Consider the following 20230-nt stretch of genomic DNA (forward strand, 5'->3'; position numbering starts at 1 on the left):
GGAGGGCCTGTCTCTCCTCACTGTGGGATGACTTACGGAAGAATGGATCCACCTCTGGTGGGTCCATTCTTTTTTTATGGTCAGGGGCCGGAAGCGTGTCTCAGCCGAGGGAGACCAGAATGGCCCCCAGCCCGATGCACAGGATGCCCAGCCAGCCCTTGAGGGAGAGGTGTTCCCCGAGGACGGTGACACCGAGCACGGCCACGAAGACGACGCTCAGCTTGTCGAGGGGAGCCACACGGGCGGCATCTCCCAGCTTGAGGGCACGGAAATAGCAGAGCCATGAGGCTCCCGTTGCCAGACCGGAAAGCAGAAGGAACAGGCAGGCCCGCTGGCTGAAACCTCCTGTTGCATGGAACTTTCCTGTCGCCAGCAGCATGATCCCCAGAACGCCGAGTATGACCAGTGTACGGATGAAGGTGGCCAGGTCGGAGTCAATGCTGCTGACGCCGATCTTGGCGCACAGGGCCGTCAGTGCGGCAAAACCGGCTGAAAGCAGAGCCCAGAAAATCCATGAGGTTGAGAGCATGGTGGCGTGTTTTCCCGATGATATGGAGGGGCTGTTTGGGATGATGGGCTGGGGGAAGGTTACCGGCCGATCATGATCGGCGGAGAGAAGAAAGGCAATCCTGCGGGCGGGGTCAGGAGGTTGCCTCCATCAGTCTGATGGCTGACGCCAGAAGGTCACTGTCTTCTTTCACATGAGGCTGGTCCTTCCTGCAGGAGGCTGGACTGGTGGGAGATACTCCGGACACTAGTTGAGAATGAGAATCAATTTTTAATTGAAAGGGAAGGTTTTGCCTATATTAATAATAAGAATCACTAACAGTTGGCAGAGCCGTCATGTCCGTTCATACTTTCTTCAGAAGACTGTTCATCCGGTCGTATCACTGTGCGGCAGGGGTGGCGGTGGCTGGTGTCATGTCCCTTGTGGTTGCCAGCACGGCCCAGGCCCGTGCCCCCGTGGTCAATCTGGGCAACGCCGCAGCGGCTGGTGATGAGAGTGCGGACGGACCTTTCGGTTTCCTGTCAAACTGGAAACGGGATTCCAATCTGCTCGGCAGCATGTGGGGCCTGCGGACGGCACTGGGGAAGGCAGGACTGGTCTTCGCCCTTCAGGAAACGTCGGAAATTTTCGGCAATGTCACGGGGGGAACACGGCGGGGAGCCGCCTATGACGGCCTGACCGTTGCGGTGCTCCAGCTGAATACGCAGCGGGCCTTTGGCTGGTATGGCGGCACCTTTCAGGTCAACATGGAACAGATACATGGACGCAGCCTCAGTGACGACAATCTTCAGGTGGCCCAGACAATCAGCGGGATCGAGGCAGACCGTTCCACCCGCCTGTGGGAAATGTGGTTTGACCAGAAATTTCTGGACCAGCAGGCCCTGGACATAAAGATCGGCCAGCAGAGCCTGGACCAGGAATGGATGGTGAGCAGCAATGCGCTCGTGTTTGCCAACACCATGTTCGGCTGGCCCATGGTACCTTCGGCGGACATGCCCGGTGGCGGACCGGCCTATCCGCTCTCCTCGCTGGGGGTGAGGGCGAAATACTGGATGGCCACACCATTATATGTGCAGGCTGGCGTGTTCAGTGGCAGTCCTGCTCACAATGTCAGTGTGGATGCCCAGAAGAGCAATCCGTCCGGGACGAGTTTCGTGCTGAACCGGGGCGTGCTGGCTCTTATGGAGTTCCAGTATGTCTATCCTGCCCTGGGGGCCATGGTCTCGCCGGATCAGGCCGATGCGCTCTCACGGGTCTATCGCATCGGGGCCTGGTATGATTCCGAGCCTTTTGCGGACCAGTACTGGGACAACATGCACGTGCCGCTTGCGTCTCCGGCCAGCAGTGGCATGGCCCGCCGTCACCGTGGCCTTTTCAGCCTGTATGCGGTGGTGGACCAGATGCTGTGGCACAGCCATTACGATCCCAACCGGACATTCAATGTCTTTGGCCGGGCGATGGGGACGCCGCAGTCCGACCGTGCGCCCAATGATTTCAGCCTGAATTTCGGCTTCACGTTCAAGGACCCGCTGCCATACCGGCAGGATGACACGCTGGGGCTTGCCATGGGCTACACGCATTTCAGCAAGGCACTGGCCAAATTTGACAGGGCGACCCGGTTCTACAACGGGAGCTACATGCCGTCCCAGAGCGGGGAGACCTACATGGAGCTGATGTATCAGTGCCAGATGACAGGCTGGCTCCAGCTCCAGCCGGACTTCCAGTACATTTTCAATCCGTCAGGTGGGGTGTCGAACACCCTCCACCCTGACAGGCGCGTGAAGGACATTGCCGTCCTTGGTCTGCGTGCGATCATTGCCCTGTAGGAGGTGCTTCATGAAACAGTTTCTACGTAGAGTGCTGCCCGGCCTGGCCTGCTTCGCTTTCGCTGCCGTGTCTGCTCCACAGGGAGGGGAGGCTGCTCCGAAGGGATTTCTGGAGACCATCCACCGCCATGCCATGCTGGCCTCCACAAGTCCGGGCAATGGCGATCTCAATCCCTATGCGATTTATCTGGTGCCGCAGGACATGGGCAGCCTGAAGAAGGATGAAGTGCTCATCACCAACTTCAACAATGTGAACAATCTTCAGGGAACCGGCACGACCATCGTGGCCTATTCGCCCGTGACAAAAAACATACGTCTGTTTGCCAGTGCTCCGGCCAATCTGGCAGCCTGCCCGGGGGGGATCGGCTTCACGACGGCCCTGACGGTGCTCAAGGCGGGCTGGGTCATTGTTGGCAGCACGCCAAGCAAGGATGGGACAACAGGCACGAAGGGGGATGGCTGCCTTCTGGTTTTTGATGCCAACGGAAAATTCGCCACGGCGTGGAAAGGACCGGACATTACGGGGCCGTGGGGGAATATTGCCAGCATTGATAACGGAGACACGGCCACGCTTTTCATCTCCATGGCGGCGGCGGGGCTGCCAAGCCCCTATGTTCTGGACCCGGCAACGCATTATCCACCCATCCTGCACAATGCGACGGTCATGCGTTTCAATCTGCATGTTCCGCCGGGTAAGCCCCCTGTGCTGGACAGACAGTCAATCATAGCGACCGGGTTTGCCGGTCGTGCCGATCGTGACAATTTTCTTTTTGGGCCAACCGGACTGGCTCTGGACAGTGACGGCACGCTGTATGTCACGGATGGCTATGATGAGGAGGTCACGGCCATTGATGATGCCGTGAACCGCACGACCCCCGTGACACGTCAGAATGATGCCGTAGGGCGCATCATCACCAGAGGGCAGCTGCTCAACTGGCCACTGGCGATGATCTGGGTGCCGGGGCATCACCTGCTGGTGGCCAACGGGCGCAACGGGCAGGTTGTCGAGATAGACCCCGTGGCGAAGAAGCAGCTTTATGCCCAGTGGGTGGACAATGACCAGGCCCAGCAGCCCCCGGGCAATGGTGACCTGTTTGGTCTGGCGATGACCCCTGACAACAGGGGATTCTATTATGTCGAAGATGACATGAACACGCTCAATGTGGCCCTTCCGTGAAAGCAGAACCATGACATTTTCTCTTTCCCGCCGCACACTTCTGGGGGGTGCGCTGGGGCTGACAGGGATGGAGCTGATGCGCCCCGCTGCCAGTCCTGCGATGGCCGCCTCCCTGCATCATCAGCCCGGCATCATGCTGCCGCAGCTGCCGTTCCTGTATTTCATCACGTTTGATCTCACGGCGGAGAAGAAGGCCGATGTGGCCGACATGATGAGGGCATGGACGGAGGCCGCCGAGGCCCTGATGGCGCACCGGCCCGCCCCGCACCTTGTTGATTCCGGTGATGTGGATGGTCTGGAGCAGGCGAGCCTGACCCTGACCTTCGGCTTCGGGCCGGGGCTGTTCACGAAGGAGGGGAAGGACCGGTATGGTCTTGCGGACCGGCGTCCGGCTCCGCTGGCCGACCTGCCCCGCTTTACGGGGGATCAGCTCGTTCCGGCCCATACGGGGGGTGATGTCTGCATCCAGAGCTGTGCGACGGATCCGCAGACGGCCTTTCATGCCATCCGCATCCTGGCCCGTCTGGCGGATGGCAGAGCGACCCCACGCTGGGCACAGACCGGCTTCTCACCGGAGTTTGGCCGACATCAGACACCCCGTAATCTGATGGGTTTCAAGGATGGCACCATACAGCCTGATATCGCCAATCCTGCCGTGGCGAAGCGGGTCCTCTGGGCGGCCCCGACGGACGAACCGTGGATGCAGGGGGGAACCTATCTTGTGGCCCGCATCATCCGCATTGCCCTGGAGCATTGGGACCGCACGAGGACGGGCTTTCAGGAGGAGACGATGGGGCGTCAGAAGCAGAGTGGTGCCCCCATTGGTGGCCATCATGAGAATGAGCCGCTGACTCTCAGCCAGACCGACAAAGACGGGAATCCTGTCACGTCTGAAAATGCCCATGCCCGCCTTGCCGCCCCGCAGGAGAATGGTGGTGCGGAGCTGCTGAGGCGGTCTTATTCTTATGATAACGGCCTGAGCTACATTGCAGAACGTTGGCCCCCGTGGCGGCAGGGCAACGAGTTTGATGCTGGGCTGATGTTCCTCGCCTATCAGCAGGACCCCCGCACGGCCTTCACCAGGATATTCGAGCGTATGTCGAAATTCGACATGATGAACCAGTACACGACTCACATAGGTAGTGGCCTGTTCGCCTGCCCGGGGCGTCTTGATGGCCATTACATAGGTCAGGAGCTTCTGGGGTGAGGGGCTGGTTCCTCCTTTGTGTGGGGAGGCTCCAAGACTGAGGCACAATCTGGAGGGTAACAGTTTTCGTGTGGATTAAGCGTAGGGTGTCATCTGGAGTAGGAGACGGCAGAGATTTGTCGTGTCACGGGGAAGGATTTTTCTGAAATTCGTAATGATGAGGATAGTGGGCGTATTTTTGTCATCCCTTAATTTTATGGATAGTCAGCAGGGTGAGGTGGCTTAAATTCCATCATCATTAACGATTAAGTCTTCTTGGAGATCAAAAACTTTAAAGGTTTATTTCTGTTGTTTGAGAAGGTGATGCATGTGATACTTGGAGATGAGAAAGATGTTGGGTATCTTTTTGAAAGTGAAATCGTAGAGGAGGGAGTTTCTTTCTTCTTCATGTTTGTATATTTTCTGATAAAAAGTACGGAATGAAAGAAAAGTAATACAGTTAAGAGGCCGAGAGACTGACAGTGAAAATTCATGAAATTGAATCTCGCTTACAGAAATTATTGAACACGAATCCTAGAGAAGCGATTCGTGAAGCGAAAAAACTAAAATTAACAGTTAAAGATTCTATAGATTATTTTGATCTGGAATATGTGAAGGCCTGTATTTTGGTTAATGCTGGAAGTCTCATAGGGGAAAGGAACGTTATTGAAGAAGGCTTAAGAGTATTCCAGACGTGTCATGAAAAACGTCCCAATCCTGGAACGGCCTACAATTTAGCAAATGGCATATGTGCCATGGTTGGTACGCCGCCACATGATGAAGGTTGGTTGGATCATCAGGAAAGAACACGGCATGACCGTAACAAAATACGTCAATATTTTTGGAGTGCAGCAGACGGCGGAAAGTTTCACAATAAACTCAGATCAGTTGCTTTGACAAATCTTGGAAATCAATTTTCCGCTAGTTTCCGATATGGAGATGCGCAGGATGCATGGTCTTTTGCTCTGAAGGCAGACCCGGAGAATGGGGTTGCGGCCTGTTGTGCGGCGCAGAATCTATTTTATCTGTACCGACAGGGGATGGGGTCTGGTGCGACTCTCGAGCAGATAAGGAGACTGAGCAGAATTGTAAGGCTGAATAAGGAGAGATTGACTAAATACACCAGTCAAAAAGCAGCTGACGATATCCTGAATTTTGCGAATCGGTGGGATGAACCTTTGTCTCAATCCTCATCCGAGAGTCGTTACGTGCAGTGGGTGAAAGATGAACGCCTTGCCCTTGCGCCGGTTTTGGAGGCCACGAATTCTACCCCAAAAACTTTGGATTGGCTGTGTTTACCCGGAATCGTAGTCCCAGCAGGTGAAGGCCAGCCAATCATATTTTCCATGTTTAATATGCTGAAAAGTGATTATATTCTGGCGCGTGATCTGACATGGAGGGCCTTAGATAGAGATCACTGGGCAGATATAGAAGGGTTTGCCAGTACATCCGATGGTGCTTTATATGGAGCGGATGTATCGGCCCTTATTTTGGCCCATCGTTCTGTGTTAGATATTTTGGACAAAATATCCGTTTTTATTAACAGATATTTTGAAATTGGCGAGAATATGAAAGGTACAAATTTTAGCAAGCTGTGGCGTGTTCCTAAAGGTTCAAATGGAGAGTCTTCTCTAAAAGATAAATTTAAAGAAATAATCAATTCTGGTGTTCGAGCCCTTTATGGTCTGGTTGAATTGTCAGGAGATTATAACTCTGGAAATGGCATTTTTAATGCACACAAAAACATACGAAATTCCTCAACGCATCGTTTTATGATATTGCATGAATATTTGTTTCCTGAGTTTCCTGAAGAAGAAAGAGTTTTTGATGAGATAAAAAGATACGAATTTTCACAATTTCAGGATGAGGTCCTTCAGGCACTTCGTATTGCACGGTCTGCGTTGCAGATACTTGTTTTGTCGATAAAACAGAATGAGGATATATTATCGAAAAATAGAGAGGGTCTTTGCTTGGAAATTGATGTTCCTGATTTTAGAAGAATGTAGCTGTGTTTTTTCATTTTATTCGACAATTCATGGGGGAGCATAATCCCACCTGCTCTAGTGTGGGAATGGCACGCTCGTCCCTGATTTTTTTGATACCGTCATTCTAACTCTTGTCCAACTTTTAGTAATAATTGTTTTTTGCTGTATTGGGTTGGACGAGGACGGATAAGCGTACCAAGAGCTATCAGGATAGTGGTCCGATCGGGACAAGGGAGGCCTCATAGCTCAAGTCAAGCTTGAGTCAATTCTTTGTGGCACTGTATTTGCCTTCGACGGCAAAAAACACCAGAAAATTGGGAAAATCCTTGGTGGACCCGGCGCGATTCGAACGCGCGACCTTTGCCTTCGGAGGGCAACGCTCTATCCAGCTGAGCTACGGGTCCCCGTTGGCGGTACTTTTAACGGCAAGTGGCGTGCTTGCCTAGCCCTTGCGGCACTCTTTTTTCATCCATGTCAGCGTGTCTGTTCCAGCCAGAGCCACATGGTGGCGGCACTGTCTCCACCAGAGGGGAGAAAACGGTCCGGCCATTCGATCCATGAGATGATGTCTCGGGCCGGACGGTCCTGCGGTTCACGGGTGATGAGGTGATACCCACGGGGCAGCTCATCCAGCCGGAAGAGGGATGGCGGGGCCTGCCGTATCAGCCGACGTGTGGCAGAGGCGGGCACGAACTGGTCCCTGTCTCCCCAGACGAGCAGGGTCGGTATCTGTACGGAGGGTGCCTGCTCCAGCGCACGGGCCATCAGATGCGTCAGCCCTCGCAGGGCGTGCACGTTCGTGCCGTGGCGGGTCAGCGGGTCGAAGAACATGCGGCGCATGGCCCTGAGATTGGCCGTGGCGACATGATGCCCCGGCATATGCGCACCCGTCAGCCGTGCCTGTGGCGTGATGAGGTTCCAGCCTTCCAGAAGGGTCTGCCACGGCTCACCAATCGTCATGATGGCCGGGGCCAGAAGGATCAGCCCATCAGGGCGGGGAGCCGTCAGGGACGTGCTGGTCAGGAGGGCCAGGGCACCCCCCATGCTTTCTCCCATCAGATGGAGGGGCTGGCCGGGCCAGTGCTGCTGGCACCAGCGGGCTTCCTCCACAGCATCGGCAACCATCCTGTCGGTCGTGCTCCATCCCCCCGTGGCGGGGAATTCGCCAAAGCCCCGCACGTCCGGTGCGACGATGAGAAAGCCCGCCCTGTTGAGGGCCGGGGCCATGACCTCCCAAGCGTCCCGGCTGTCTCCAAAGCCATGAAAGGCCAGAATGACACCACGCTGGGGAGCAGTTGCCGGGTAGAGCCGTACCGGTGCTCTGCGGCCATCGGAGAGGGCAACCGTCACGCTGGCTGGGATGTAAGCCGCCTCGACCGGGCGGTGGGGCAGGCTCCGGGGGGCAGGGGGTGTCTGGCATCCTCCAAGCAGGCCCATGAGCAGAAATGCGGACATGACGGACAGGGAGCCGTTTTTAAAACGGCGGAAATCGGCTAGAGAAGAAAGCATCTGCAAGACTGATCTGCCAGCACGGGCAGGGGAGAAAGACGGCGTGACGTCAGAAAACACACATCTGGTTCTGGTGGATGGTTCGGGGTTCATTTTCCGTGCCTTCTTTGCCATTCCCCCCATGAGCAGTCCGGAGGGTGTGCCCGTCAATGCTGTCTATGGCTTCACCAACATGCTCTCCCGGCTCATCAAGGAGCATGAAGGCCAGCCGATGGCCGTGATCTTCGATGCAGGCCGCAGGACATTCCGTAACGACATTTACCCCGATTATAAAGCCCATCGCCCCGAACCGCCGGAAGACCTGCGCCCCCAGTTCGACCTCATCCGTCAGGCAACTGACCAGTTTGGGATTCCGGCCATCGAGCTGCCGGGTTGGGAGGCGGATGACCTGCTGGCGACCTATGCCCGTCTGGTCGTGGAGCAGGGCGGCAGCTGCACCATCATCTCGTCAGACAAGGACCTGATGCAGCTTGTCCGCCCCGGTGTCTCCCTGAAAGACCCGATGAAGCAGAAGCCCATCGGTCTGGCCGAGGTTGAAGCCAAGTTCGGTGTCACGCCGGACAAGGTGGTGGATGTGCAGGCCCTCATGGGGGATTCCACCGACAACGTGCCGGGTGTGCCGGGCATCGGCCCCAAGGGAGCGGCGCAGCTGATCAATGAATATGGATCGCTGGAGGCCGTTCTGGCAGCAGCCCCCGGGATGAAGCCTTCCAAGCGGCGGCAGAATCTGATCGATCACGCCGAAGGTGCCCGCATCTCCCGGCGGCTTGTCCTGTTGGCGGATGATGTGGCCGTGCCGACACCTGTCGATGAGCTGCGGCCCCGTGAGCCGGACGCCGAAACGTTGCGGAGCTGGCTGGAGAGCATGGGGTTCTCTTCCATTCTCCAGCGCATGGGTTTTGGCGGCAAGGCCCGCCACCCGGCACAGCGCAGGCCCGAGGCTAGCCCGGCCTCGGCGACGGCAGAGGGGCAGGATGCCGGGGAGATGCCCCGCAGTGAGGCTCCTTTCGGTCCCTATGAGACCGTCACGGACAGGGACACGCTGGCCCGGTGGATCGACGCCGCCCGTGTCGCAGGGCGTGTGGCCGTGGATACGGAAACGACCGGCCTGAACGCCCGCACGGCCGAGATTGTTGGCCTGTCTCTGGCCGTGGCTCCGGGCAGGGCCTGTTATGTGCCGTTCCGGCATGAAGGCACGCTGGAAGCTCCCGTGGGTGAGCAGCTGGACGTGAAGGCCACGCTGGATCAGCTGGCTCCGTTGATGGCCGATGAGGCCGTCCTGAAGATTTTCCAGAATGCAAAATATGACCTCACCATCCTGCGGCAGGCCGGTCTGGAGGTCATTGCGCCGCTGGATGACACAATGCTGCTGTCCTACGCCCAGTCCGCCGGAGCGCACGGGCAGGGCATGGATGAACTCTCCCGCCTGCATCTGGACCATACCCCCATTCCCTATGATGACGTGACGGGCAAGGGGCGCAACCGGGTGCCTTTCACGCAGGTTCCGCTGGATAAGGCGACTGCCTATGCGGCGGAGGATGCCGACGTGACGTTGCGCCTCTGGGAGGTGCTGCGTGTGACGCTGCCCCGTCAGAAGGCTACAGCCCTGTATGAGGAAATGGAACGCCCGCTCATCACCGTTCTGGAGCGCATGGAGGAAGTCGGCGTGCGGGTGGACGCCGATGAGCTGCGCCGCCTGTCGGAGGATTTCGCCACCCGCATGGCGGAGATGGAACAGGGGATTCATGATCGTGCGGGGCGGCCCTTCAACATCGGGTCGCCCAAGCAGCTGGGGGAAATCCTGTTTGATGAGATGGGCCTTCCCGGTGGCAAACGCACCAAAACGGGCTCGTGGGGAACGGATTCCCGTGTGCTGGAGGAGCTGGCCGAGCAGGGCCATGATCTGCCGACGGCCATCCTGAACTGGCGGCGTCTGGCCAAGCTGAAATCCACCTATGCGGATGCGCTGCTCAAGCTGATGGACCCGAAGACCCAGCGTGTGCATACGACCTTCCAGATGACGACCACGACCACGGGGCGTCTCTCCTCCAACGAGCCGAACCTCCAGAACATTCCCATCCGCACGGAAGAGGGGGCACGCATCCGTCAGGCATTTGTGGCGGCTCCGGGGCACAGGCTTCTGTCTGCCGATTACAGTCAGATCGAGCTGCGCCTTCTGGCCCATGTGGCGCAGATTGAGCCGCTGCTGGATGCCTTCCGTCACGGGCAGGACATCCATGCCCGTACGGCGTCCGAAGTGTTCGGCATCCCGCTGGAAGAGATGGACCCGCTGACAAGGCGACGGGCCAAGGCCATCAATTTCGGCATCATTTACGGCATTTCGGCTTTCGGGCTGGCCCGGCAGCTTCAGGTACCGCAGGGCGAGGCCAGACGCTATATCGAGGCCTATTTCGACCGTTATCCCGGCATCCGGGATTACATGGAAAAGATGAAGGAAGAGGCCCGGGAGAAGGGCTATGTGCTGACCCCCTTCGGTCGCCGCTGCTATGTGCCGGGGATCACGGCAAAGCAGGCAGCGCAGCGGTCCTACGCAGAGCGTCAGGCCATCAATGCTCCCCTGCAGGGTGGAGCGGCGGACATCATCAAGAAGGCCATGGTCACCCTGCCGGACCGTCTGGCCGAGGCCGGGCTGAAAGCCCGGATGCTGCTTCAGGTGCATGATGAACTGCTTTTTGAAGTCCCGGAAGCCGAGGCTGAGAAGACGGCGGCCCTCGTGAAGGAGGTCATGGAATCCGTGGCTAGGCTGGATGTGGCTCTCTCCGTGGAAACGGGGCTTGGCCAGAACTGGGCTGAGGCACACTGATGCAGCCGGACAGGAATGAGGAGACAGGAACAGGCATGACGGACCGTTCGAAGACCGGGGCAGGCCCGGAAACTGATCCGAAGAAGACGACCGTCCGCCGGGCCGGGTTGGTCGTTCTGGGGCTGATCATTCTGGCAGGGCTGCTGGGCTATGGCGGTTACTGGCTCTCCACAGGGGCGGATGAAGGGGCACGGGTCCATGCACAGGGCAATGTGGTGGGCGGCTCCTTCCGGGTCTTTTCCCTTGGTGGTGGCATGGTGACGGAAGGTGACTTTCGGGGCTCATGGACGATCGTCTGGTTCGTGGACCCACGCTGCCCGCCGGAACGCTGCCAGCCTCCGCTCAAGGCTCTGGACCAGACCCTCGTGACGATGAAGCGGAAAGGCCAGCCTGTCCTGCCTCTGGTCGTCTCGCTGGATGCCCGGGCGGAGGACCCGGACACGTTGAAGGATTATGTGATGGGGGTGGCCCCGCACATCTTTCCGGTTTTTGCGACCCCGAACATGACACAGGCCATGACACGCCTTTACCATGCGCCCTATGCGCTGGAGCCGGGGCAGAGTTACTATCAGTCGGCTCCATCTTTTGTGGTCATGACACCGGAAGGTCATTACGCTGGCATGCTGCCCGTGACGGAGGATGCAGCCGGTCTGACGGCGGGTCTGGAACAGATCATGGCCCGTTCAGGCCAGAACCGAGAGTAAGGAACAGTTCATGTTACGCTACCCCATTCTTCTGCTGGACTATGATGGCACTCTGGCCGAGACCCGCCCTGCCATCCTGCGGAGTCTGGAGGAAGCCTTCACGGATATTGGCCGGACGCCACCGCCCCGTTCCTACCTGAAGGAACGGCTGGGCAAGGGGGATGCGCTACAGGGGTTCTATCAGAGCATCGTGGATGAAGGGGCCTCGATGGACGAGGCACAGCGTTATGTGGCCGCCTACCGCCAGCGTTACGCCCAGGCCGACGAGGAAGAGACCTATCTGTATGACGGTGCCCATGAGGTGCTGCATATCCTGAAGGAGAGAGGATACAGGCTGATTGCCGTGAGCAACAAGCACGGCCCGACCCTGCGGCACAGCCTTGCCCGGTTTCATCTGGAAGACTGTTTCGAGGCTTCCCTGGGGGCTGAGGAAGGTCTGCCCCGCAAGCCGGAGAGGGAGGTTTTCACCCAGCGTCTGGCCCATCTGCTGCCAGGGTGGGAGGCTGGCCAGTTCCTCATGGTGGGAGACACGACGGCAGACATTGATTTTGCGCAGACGCTTGGCATGGATGTCTGCTGGGCAAGCTATGGGCATGGCGTGGCCGATGTCTGCAAGGCCCTGAAGCCAAACTATCAGCTGGACAGTCTGTGGGAGCTGCCGGCCCTGCTGTCCAGGACGGAAAGCTAGGGAGCAGTCCTTCCGATATAAAACAGGCTCCGCCCATGACTGGATGGGCGGAGCCTGTTTCATGTGTAACGTATTTCTTATAGCCCGATGTCGCTACGGAGCATCTTGTCATCCCACTGGATGGTTGCTGCGGCCTCATAGGCACGGGAGCGTGCCTTGGCTGCCGTGGGGCCTGTGGCGCAGATGGTCAGGACACGGCCGCCATTGGCCAGCAGCCTGTCACCATCCTGTTTCGTTCCTGCATGGAAGACGGACACGCCGGGAAGCTGTTCCGTCCGGTCCAGCCCGGAAATGACACCACCCTTGACGGGCGCATCCGGGTATCCCTTGGCGGCCAGCACCAGAGAAATGGACGGCTTGTCCGAAAAGCGGATACTGTCCTCGGACAACGTGCCCTCCGCCAGAGCCTTGAGGGCCGGGAGAAGATCGCTTTCCAGACGGATGAGCAGGGCCTGTGCTTCCGGGTCACCGAAGCGCACGTTGTATTCGATCAGCTTCGGCCCTTCTTCCGTCAGCATCAGGCCAGCAAAGATGACGCCACGGAACGGCGTGCCACGGCGGACCATCTCGGCCAGCATCGGGCGGACGGTGAGGTCCAGTGCGGCTTCCTGCGCCGCCCGGTCAAAATCGGGCGGTGGGCAGATGGCTCCCATGCCGCCGGTGTTTGGCCCGGTATCGCCATCACCGACCCGCTTGTGGTCCCGTGCAGCCCCGATCAGGCTGGCCCTGTCATCCGCACAGAAAGCGAAGAGGGAGACTTCCCGTCCGACAAGACATTCCTCGATCACCAGCGGCAGGCCGAGGCGGTCGATGGCTTCCAGAGCCTCATCCACGCTCTGGGCCACGACCACGCCTTTGCCGGCGGCCAGACCATCCGCCTTGATGACGATAGGAGCACCCTGTTCACGGACGTAGGACTTGGCGGCCTCCTTGCTGCTGCTGGCGTCGAAACGCTGCCAGAGGGCGGTGGGGATACCGGCAGCATCGGCCACTTCCTTGGTGAAGGCCTTGCTGCCTTCCAGAGCGGCGGCAGCCTGGGAGGGGCCAGCGCAGGCGATGCCCGCTTTCTGGCAGGCATCGGTCAGCCCTGCCACGAGGGAGACTTCTGGCCCCGGTACGACGAGGTCGATCTTTTCCTTCCGGGCGAACTCGACAAGACCGGCAATGTCATCAGCCGCAATGGGAACACAGCGTGCGCAGGCTGCCATGCCGGGGTTGCCGGGGGCGGCAAAGAGTGTGTCCAGCAGAGGGGACCGGGCAATGGCTGTGGCAAGGGCATGTTCCCGCCCACCTGAACCCACCAGAAGTACGCGCATCCTGTTTCCTTTTATGTCTCGTGCGATGCAGATAGCCGCTTTCACGTCATCCGTCATTTAGCATAGAATGGCCGCATGATGGAACGAGAGAGCCTTCTTTCTCCCGCCGGGCCGCAGGGCGGTACGGGGCCGGGGAGCAGCAACATACCGGAATATTCCGTAGGAGCCATTTCCTCGGCGATCAGACGTGTGCTGGAAGGAACGTTCGGGCGGGTGCGTGTCCGTGGCGAGATCACGGAGATGAAGCGGTATTCCTCCGGCCATGTCTATCTCTCCCTCAAGGATGAGGGCGGGAAGATATCGGGTGTCATCTGGCGGGGGAACGTCTCCCGGCTGGGCATGGTGCCGGAGAATGGAACGGAGGTCATCGCCACCGGGAAGATTTCGTCCTATGGCGAACGCTCGAACTATCAGCTCATCATCGACAGCATGGAGTTTGCCGGGGAAGGTGCCCTTCTGGCCCGGATCGAGGCTCTGCGTGTGCGCCTGCGGGATGAGGGGCTGTTCGATCAGGAACGCAAGAAGGCCATTCCGTTCCTGCCCCGCTGTGTGGGGGTGGTGACGTCCCGGTCCGGGGCGGTGCTGCACGACATCTGCACGACCATTTCCCGCCGTTTCCCACGGGATGTCCTGCTCTGGCCCGTGGCGGTGCAGGGGGAAGGGGCTGCCCGTCAGATCGCCCACGCCGTGCAGGCCATGGGGAACCTGCCCGGTCCGCCCGACGTGCTGATCGTGGCCCGTGGTGGCGGCTCGCTGGAGGACCTGATGGCCTTCAATGACGAAGCCGTGGTACGGGCCGTGGCGGCCTGCCCTCTGCCGGTGATTTCTGCCGTGGGGCATGAGACGGATACGACCCTCGTCGACTACGCTTCAGACCGCCGTGCACCGACACCGACCGCCGCCGCCGAAATGGCGGTGCCCCTGCGGTCCGAGCTGATGGCGGACCTCGCCCATCGGGCGGCACGGCTCTCCGGTGGGCTGGCGGGGATATTGCAACGGCAGGGACTGCGGCTCCAGGCCGTGGCGGCCCGGATGCCGGACCTTCCGGGGCTGCTGGACACGGCCAGGATGCGTCTGGATGACCGTGCCCAGAGGCTTGAGCTGGCCCTGCCGGGATTCGTGATGCGTGCCCGTGCCCGGCTGGGGCAGGCCGTCTATCATCTGCCAGCGGTGGAGACCGTCCTGGGGCAGCGGCGTGGCCTTGTGGAGGCGCAGGCCGGGCGGTTGCAGTCCGGCTGGGAACGGTATCTGAATGGCTGCCAGATGCGTCTGCTGCGTGCGCCGCTGCGGATGGAGACGGTACAGTCCCGGCTTGCCCTCCAGCGGACGAAGCTGGAAGGCATGACCCGGCATCTGGAGGCCGTCTCACCCCTTGCCATTCTGGAACGTGGCTACGTTCTGGTGCAGGATGAGGCAGGCCAGGCCGTGACATCATCCGGTGCCCTGCCAGCAGGGAGCCATGTGCAGCTTTCCTTTGCGGATGGTGTCCGGCAGGCCCGGCTTGACCCGGACCGTGAAGGGGAGGCGGTTTCACCGCCGTCGGATGGTGGCGTGCCCGGCAGGGGACGCAGGGCAGGCAGGACGGCGTCTCTTCCGGCGGAAGGGACGTCACAGGGAGAGCTTGGGCTGTAGGGCCGGTTTATGGTTCTATGGCGCATGATCGGGACAATCAGGGTGATGGAGGAGGGACAGGATGCGTAGCATCATGAAATATCGTGGGGTATGGGGTTATGGTCTGATGCTGGTGATGGGGGGCGTGCTGGCGGGATGTGCCAGCGACCAGACGTCACGGCAGCTGGAAGCGGCACAGCACCCGGCCATCCAGAGTTTTGCGGGGGCACCTTCCGGTGGGGGAAGTGACGGGGCCTACTCTCAGCAGACGAAGACCAATCTGCCTTCCGCACCGGTGGATACGCCGCTCTGTGGGACGGCCCTGCATGAGCAGGCAGCGACGGGAGCCGGGGTATATGGCAGCAGTCTGGCAACCGGCAGCAGCTGCACCCGTAATGCCTGTTTCCAGCCACTGACGGGCACGTTCATCGCGCAGGATGGCAGCAACAGCGTCTGCCGTTGACAGGACTGCGGCCATCAGGATGGAAAAGGGGCGGCCAGATCATTCCGGCCGCCCCTTTTCTGTTCAGTCCATGAGGAGGGTGGATGCTTAACGCTTCCACCACCCGGCACGCCGCTTCTTCGGCTTGGCCTCATCAATATTGATGGGCTGGGGAGCTGCGGAATTTTCGGCCGGGGCCGGTTCTTCCGGGGTGCTGGCGGCGGGTGTCGCCTCGGCGGCGTCCTCGGCCTTCCTGCGCCGGGCAGGACGCCGTCTGCGGGCCGGTTTCTCATCCGCCGGAGCGGCTTCCTGCGGCTCCGGTGACGGCTCAGGAAGGGCCTCGGCTGACGCCCTGGTTTCTTCCTCGTGGACGGCTGCTTCGGCAGGCTCGGCAGCGGTGCTCCGTGCGGGACGACGGCGGGGACGGGGACGCCGTGTTGCACGGCGGGCTGCCTCGTCATCATCGTCCGAAGGGCGGGACGGGATTTTGACGACCTGATTGTCGTCATCATCCTGATCCTGGTCCACCACGATGCGGCTGCGTGTCGTGGGGCGACGACGGGGACGACGGGCTGGCCGCTCATCTTCCTGCTCCGTCGGGGCTTCCTGTGCGCTCACCCGTGCTGCCGGGCGGGTGGCCCGCTGACGGACGGGCACGTCCTCCATTTCGGCGGCTTCAGGCTCATCCGTGCGGGACGTGTCCTGACGGCTCTGGCGGGCCTCCTGCTGCTCCATGATGTCGAAGATGTCGACGCCAGCCCCCTGGAACGGGTTGGCCGGTGTCGGCCCCTGATAGGTGGAGAGTTCCTGCGCCGGGCCCTGTCCGTCCTGCTGACGGGCCGGGCGGCGGCGGGCCGGACGCTCACGACGGCGGCTGGCCTGCTCTTCTGCCTCCCGCTGGGGAGCGGCTGCCGGACGGGTAGCTGCCGAGGAGGAGGTGACACGCCGTGTTCTGGTGCGGCGGCGGCCGGGCATGAGAGCCTGATCGTCCTCGTCAGAGGCCTTCTCATCGCTGCCGGTGTCGACCGGTGCGGCGGCCTGTTCGGTCAGGTCCGTGGACTGCTCTGGCGTGTCCTGTTCCGTCCGGCGGCGGCCACCACGGCGGCGACGGCGACGGCGGGACCCGCTGTCGGAACCGGCTTCTGGCTCGCTCCGGCTTTCCTCGGTTTCGGGTGCGGGAGAGGCGTCATCCGGGGTGACGGCGGGAGCGGCTCCCTCCGTAATGTCGATGGTACGGACGGTACTGACGGGATTATCCTCACGGGCCGGTTTCTGGCGTGGGGCCAGCCGTTCGATCCGCAGCTCGCCTTCCGGCAGGCTGTCGTCATTCTCGAAGCGGATGGTCATGTCGTGCCGCTGCTCAAGCTGGCTGATGGCGGCCCGTTTGCTGTTGAGCATGTAAAGGACGATGCTGGGGCTGACATGCACGATGATGTCCGAGGCACGGCGGCGGCTGGCCTCATCCTCCACGCTGCGGAGGACCTGAAGGGCCATGCTTTCCACACCCCGGATGAAGCCGGTACCCTGACAGTGCGGGCAGGGACTGAGCATGCTCTCGGCAATGGAGGGGCGCAGACGCTGCCGGGACATTTCCAGCAGGCCGAAATGGGAGATGCGGCCCAGCTGGATACGGGCACGGTCCACCCGGAGGGCATCCTTGAGACGCTTTTCCACCTGGCTGTTGTGGCGGCGGCTTTCCATGTCGATGAAGTCGATCACGATCAGCCCGGCCAGATCACGCAGGCGCAGCTGGCGGGCGACCTCCTCGGCCGCCTCCAGATTGGTGCGGAGGGCCGTTTCCTCGATGTTGCGCTGGGAGGTGGACTTGCCGGAGTTGACGTCGATGGCCACCAGAGCTTCCGTCTGGTTGATGACGAGATAGCCGCCTGATTCCAGCCGGACGATCGGGGAGAACATCGCCTCCAGATGGCTTTCCACATGATAGTGGGCGAAGAGGTTCTGTCCCCGGTTCTGCCAGAGGCGGACACGGCTGGCATTGTGGGGCATCAGCAGGCGGGTGAATTCCCGCGTGTTTTTCCACGCTTCCTCACCGTCAACGAGGACGGTCTCTATGTCACGGGTGAAGAGATCACGGATGGCCCGCTTGATGAGGCTCGCCTCTTCATAGATCAGGGCCGGGGCGATGGAGGACAGCGCATGGGTGCGGATGTTGTCCCAGAGCTGGAGGAGGTAGTCACAGTCACGGGTGATCTCGGCCTCCGGGCGGCTGGCTCCGGCGGTGCGGATGATCATGGCCATCGTCCGGGGCAGGTCCAGTTTGCTGACGATGTCCCGCAGGCGGCGACGGTCCGTCTCGGAGGTGATCTTGCGGGAGACGCCACCGCCACGCAGGGCGTTGGGCATCAGCACGCCATAGCGGCCCGCAAGGGAGAGGTAGGTCGTCAGGGCGGCACCCTTGTTGCCACGTTCTTCCTTGACGACCTGCACGAGGATCACCTGACGGCGGCGGATGACCTCCTGGATGCGGTAGTTGCGCAGGAAGCGGGCCATGCGGCGGCTTGCGCTCTGCTCGTCGCCGGTATCATGCTCGCCGCTGACGATTTCCGGGCCGGGTTCGTCCGTCTCGTGGGTGTCGTCCCCGTCGGCGTCTTCCTCGTCCGCCTCGCTGTCCCGGCTGTTCTGCTCGGCGGCGTATTCTTCTTCCTGGAGGGCGAGAAGCTTCTCTCTGTCATCGACGGGAATCTGGAAATAGTCGGGATGGATCTCGCTGAAGGCAAGGAAGCCGTGGCGGTTGCCGCCGTAATCCACGAAGGCGGCCTGAAGGCTCGGCTCCACGCGGATGACCTTGGCAAGGTAGATGTTGCCTTTGAGCTGACGGCGCGCTGATGTCTCGACATCATAATCTTCAATGCGCTTGCCGTTCATGACCACAACACGGGTTTCTTCGGCGTGTGTGGCGTCTATGAGCATCTGCTTTGTCATGAAGGACTGGACTCCGTGGCGCACGGGTCATGGCCCTGCCTGCGCCGATTGTCTGGGTCAACAGAGGGTGGGCTGTTCGGTCTCTTGCGGGCGGACACGACGCATGACGGGCCGCCGGATTTGATAACGCAGAACAGCATCTCAGCCTCTGGTAAACACGCTGATGGCAGGTCCTGCCATCTGGGGATTCTGCAACCTGTCCCGGAGGTGACGGTGTCATCCAGGGTGGGCTGCCTGTGGTTCGGATGCAGCCTTCCTGCCAGGGTGTGAGCACACCGGGAAAAATGCCCCGGGCTATCTGCACCAAACGGCACGGAAAGGTACTGCATGTGCTGGCCCTGCCTGATGCTGTCCTGCCAGCCCGTGTTGCAGGGGTGGGAACGTATCTGGACCGTGGGCGTATGCAGGGTGAGAATGGCCTAAATCAGACGGCGTGGCAAGTGGGGAGTTGCGGGGGGCTGGAGAGGGCAGAATGATGCCATTTTTTCCTGTTTTATCCACCTGTTAATCAGGGGAATGGAAAGACTGTTCCCGTTGCCGGGATGATCGCCTAATGGAATGGAGAGGGCCCCGCCCTGCTGGCGTGGGGAACCGTGCCGGACATGATGGCGGGCGTGGCGTGGTGAGGGGGAGCAGGGATCAGTGAGGAGAAGAGCGATGGGGAGGCTGACACGTCGGCATCTTCTGGGGGGAGCGGCAGGTGGACTGCTGTTCCCGTCCTGGGAGAAGGCTCTGGCAGCACGGCATCATCAGGGCAGGAAGGCCGGGCACGCCCCTGCCATCCTCCGGAATGCGCCGCCGCCCCGGCCCGTCATCATGCTGGACCCCGGGCATGGGGGGAAGGACCCCGGGGCCATCGGCGTGTCCGGGACCTACGAGAAGCATATCGCCGTGGCGGCGGCGACGGAACTGCACGACCTGCTCATGGTATCCGGAAAATATGACGTGGTGCTCAGTCGGACGGATGACCGTTTCATTCCGCTGGCAGGACGGGTGGAGCTGGCGCACAGGCACAGGGCGGACCTGTTCATTTCCATGCATGCCGATGCGCTGCACCAGCCCGATGTTCGTGGGGCCAGTGTCTACACGCTGTCCGGCAATGCTTCGGACAGGCAGACGGCCCTGCTGGCCGAGACGGAGAACAGTGCGGACCGTTTTGCGGGGCCAGGACTGGAGGGCGTGCCGCCGGACGTGGAGGAAATCCTCAACAGTCTTGTCCATGAGGAGACGAGGCGGGGATCGGCCCACATGGCGGCCAGTGTGATCCGGTCCTTCCAAAACCGCATCCAGCTGCTGCATCATCCGTCCCGTCATGCGGCCTTCAAGGTCCTGAAGTCGGGTGACATCCCGTCCATTCTGGTGGAGATGGGCTTCATGTCCAATCATCTGGATGAACAGGCCCTCCGTCGGGCCGCCCACCGGACCCAGATCACGCAGGCCATGAAACAGGCCATAGACGGCTACTTCCAGCAGCAGAGGAGAGGCATGCTGTGACGGCCGTGCACATTTTG

General features: G+C 60.5%; 14 protein-coding genes and 1 tRNA gene. 10 read left to right on the top strand and 5 right to left on the bottom strand.

The features are described from left to right. Positions 1-100 precede the first annotated feature (100 nt). Positions 101-529 (bottom strand): EamA family transporter, encoded by a 429-nt coding sequence (locus CPA56_RS01205; RefSeq protein ID WP_182040227.1) that lies wholly within the window; start codon positions 527-529, stop codon positions 101-103. A 314-nt stretch (positions 530-843) separates the two neighbouring features. On the opposite strand from CPA56_RS01205, the gene CPA56_RS01210 reads away from it, so the two are divergent. The 4 genes from CPA56_RS01210 to CPA56_RS09535 all read left to right on the top strand — a co-directional run bounded on the left by CPA56_RS01210 (position 844) and on the right by CPA56_RS09535 (position 6703). Further along, positions 844-2334 (top strand): carbohydrate porin, encoded by a 1491-nt coding sequence (locus tag CPA56_RS01210; RefSeq protein WP_182040228.1) that lies wholly within the window; start codon positions 844-846, stop codon positions 2332-2334. Between the two features lie 10 nt (positions 2335-2344). Beyond that, complete coding sequence (locus tag CPA56_RS01215) at positions 2345-3511, top strand: NHL repeat-containing protein (RefSeq protein WP_154981623.1); 1167 nt, start codon at positions 2345-2347, stop codon at positions 3509-3511. 10 nt (positions 3512-3521) lie between these two features. Then, complete coding sequence (locus CPA56_RS01220) at positions 3522-4718, top strand: Dyp-type peroxidase (protein WP_182040229.1); 1197 nt, start codon at positions 3522-3524, stop codon at positions 4716-4718. A gap of 461 nt (positions 4719-5179) precedes the next feature. Further along, entirely contained in the window at positions 5180-6703 is a 1524-nt protein-coding gene (locus tag CPA56_RS09535; protein ID WP_182040230.1) for an LA2681 family HEPN domain-containing protein, read from the top strand. Positions 6704-7009: 306 nt separating this feature from the next. Here CPA56_RS09535 and CPA56_RS01230 read toward each other — a convergent pair. Continuing rightward, a tRNA-Arg gene (locus CPA56_RS01230) sits at positions 7010-7086 on the bottom strand. 70 nt (positions 7087-7156) lie between these two features. Then, on the bottom strand, positions 7157-8137 hold the full coding sequence (locus CPA56_RS01235) for an alpha/beta fold hydrolase (RefSeq protein ID WP_229707257.1): 981 nt from the start codon (positions 8135-8137) through the stop codon (positions 7157-7159). 97 nt (positions 8138-8234) lie between these two features. Between CPA56_RS01235 and polA the strand changes: the two genes are divergently transcribed. Genes polA through CPA56_RS01250 form a run of 3 tightly spaced genes read left to right on the top strand, consistent with a single transcriptional unit; the run spans position 8235 to position 12407 of the window. Then, on the top strand, positions 8235-11015 hold the full coding sequence (gene polA, locus CPA56_RS01240; protein WP_326831279.1) for a DNA polymerase I: 2781 nt from the start codon (positions 8235-8237) through the stop codon (positions 11013-11015). 35 nt (positions 11016-11050) lie between these two features. Continuing rightward, positions 11051-11719, top strand: coding sequence for an SCO family protein (locus tag CPA56_RS01245; RefSeq protein WP_182040231.1), 669 nt, complete (start codon positions 11051-11053; stop codon positions 11717-11719). A gap of 10 nt (positions 11720-11729) precedes the next feature. Next, entirely contained in the window at positions 11730-12407 is a 678-nt protein-coding gene (locus CPA56_RS01250) for an HAD family hydrolase (RefSeq protein WP_182040232.1), read from the top strand. A gap of 77 nt (positions 12408-12484) precedes the next feature. Here the strand turns inward: CPA56_RS01250 and purD are convergent, their stop codons facing one another. Then, positions 12485-13723 (bottom strand): phosphoribosylamine--glycine ligase, encoded by a 1239-nt coding sequence (gene purD / locus CPA56_RS01255; protein ID WP_182040233.1) that lies wholly within the window; start codon positions 13721-13723, stop codon positions 12485-12487. A 75-nt stretch (positions 13724-13798) separates the two neighbouring features. On the opposite strand from purD, the gene xseA reads away from it, so the two are divergent. Further along, a complete protein-coding gene (gene xseA / locus CPA56_RS01260) occupies positions 13799-15355 on the top strand; it encodes an exodeoxyribonuclease VII large subunit (RefSeq protein ID WP_182040234.1) in 1557 nt (518 codons plus the stop codon). A 61-nt stretch (positions 15356-15416) separates the two neighbouring features. Next, positions 15417-15797 (top strand): hypothetical protein, encoded by a 381-nt coding sequence (locus CPA56_RS01265; RefSeq protein ID WP_229707258.1) that lies wholly within the window; start codon positions 15417-15419, stop codon positions 15795-15797. A gap of 87 nt (positions 15798-15884) precedes the next feature. Here CPA56_RS01265 and CPA56_RS01270 read toward each other — a convergent pair whose 3' ends face one another. After that, positions 15885-18719: a ribonuclease E/G gene (locus CPA56_RS01270; protein ID WP_182040235.1), complete on the bottom strand. Its 2835-nt coding sequence runs from the start codon at positions 18717-18719 to the stop codon at positions 15885-15887. A 657-nt stretch (positions 18720-19376) separates the two neighbouring features. On the opposite strand from CPA56_RS01270, the gene CPA56_RS01275 reads away from it, so the two are divergent. After that, entirely contained in the window at positions 19377-20213 is an 837-nt protein-coding gene (locus CPA56_RS01275; protein WP_182040236.1) for an N-acetylmuramoyl-L-alanine amidase family protein, read from the top strand. The last annotated feature ends 17 nt before the right edge of the window (positions 20214-20230 follow it).

The sequence above is a fragment of the Bombella mellum genome (assembly GCF_014048465.1).
GTDB lineage: Bacteria > Pseudomonadota > Alphaproteobacteria > Acetobacterales > Acetobacteraceae > Bombella > Bombella mellum.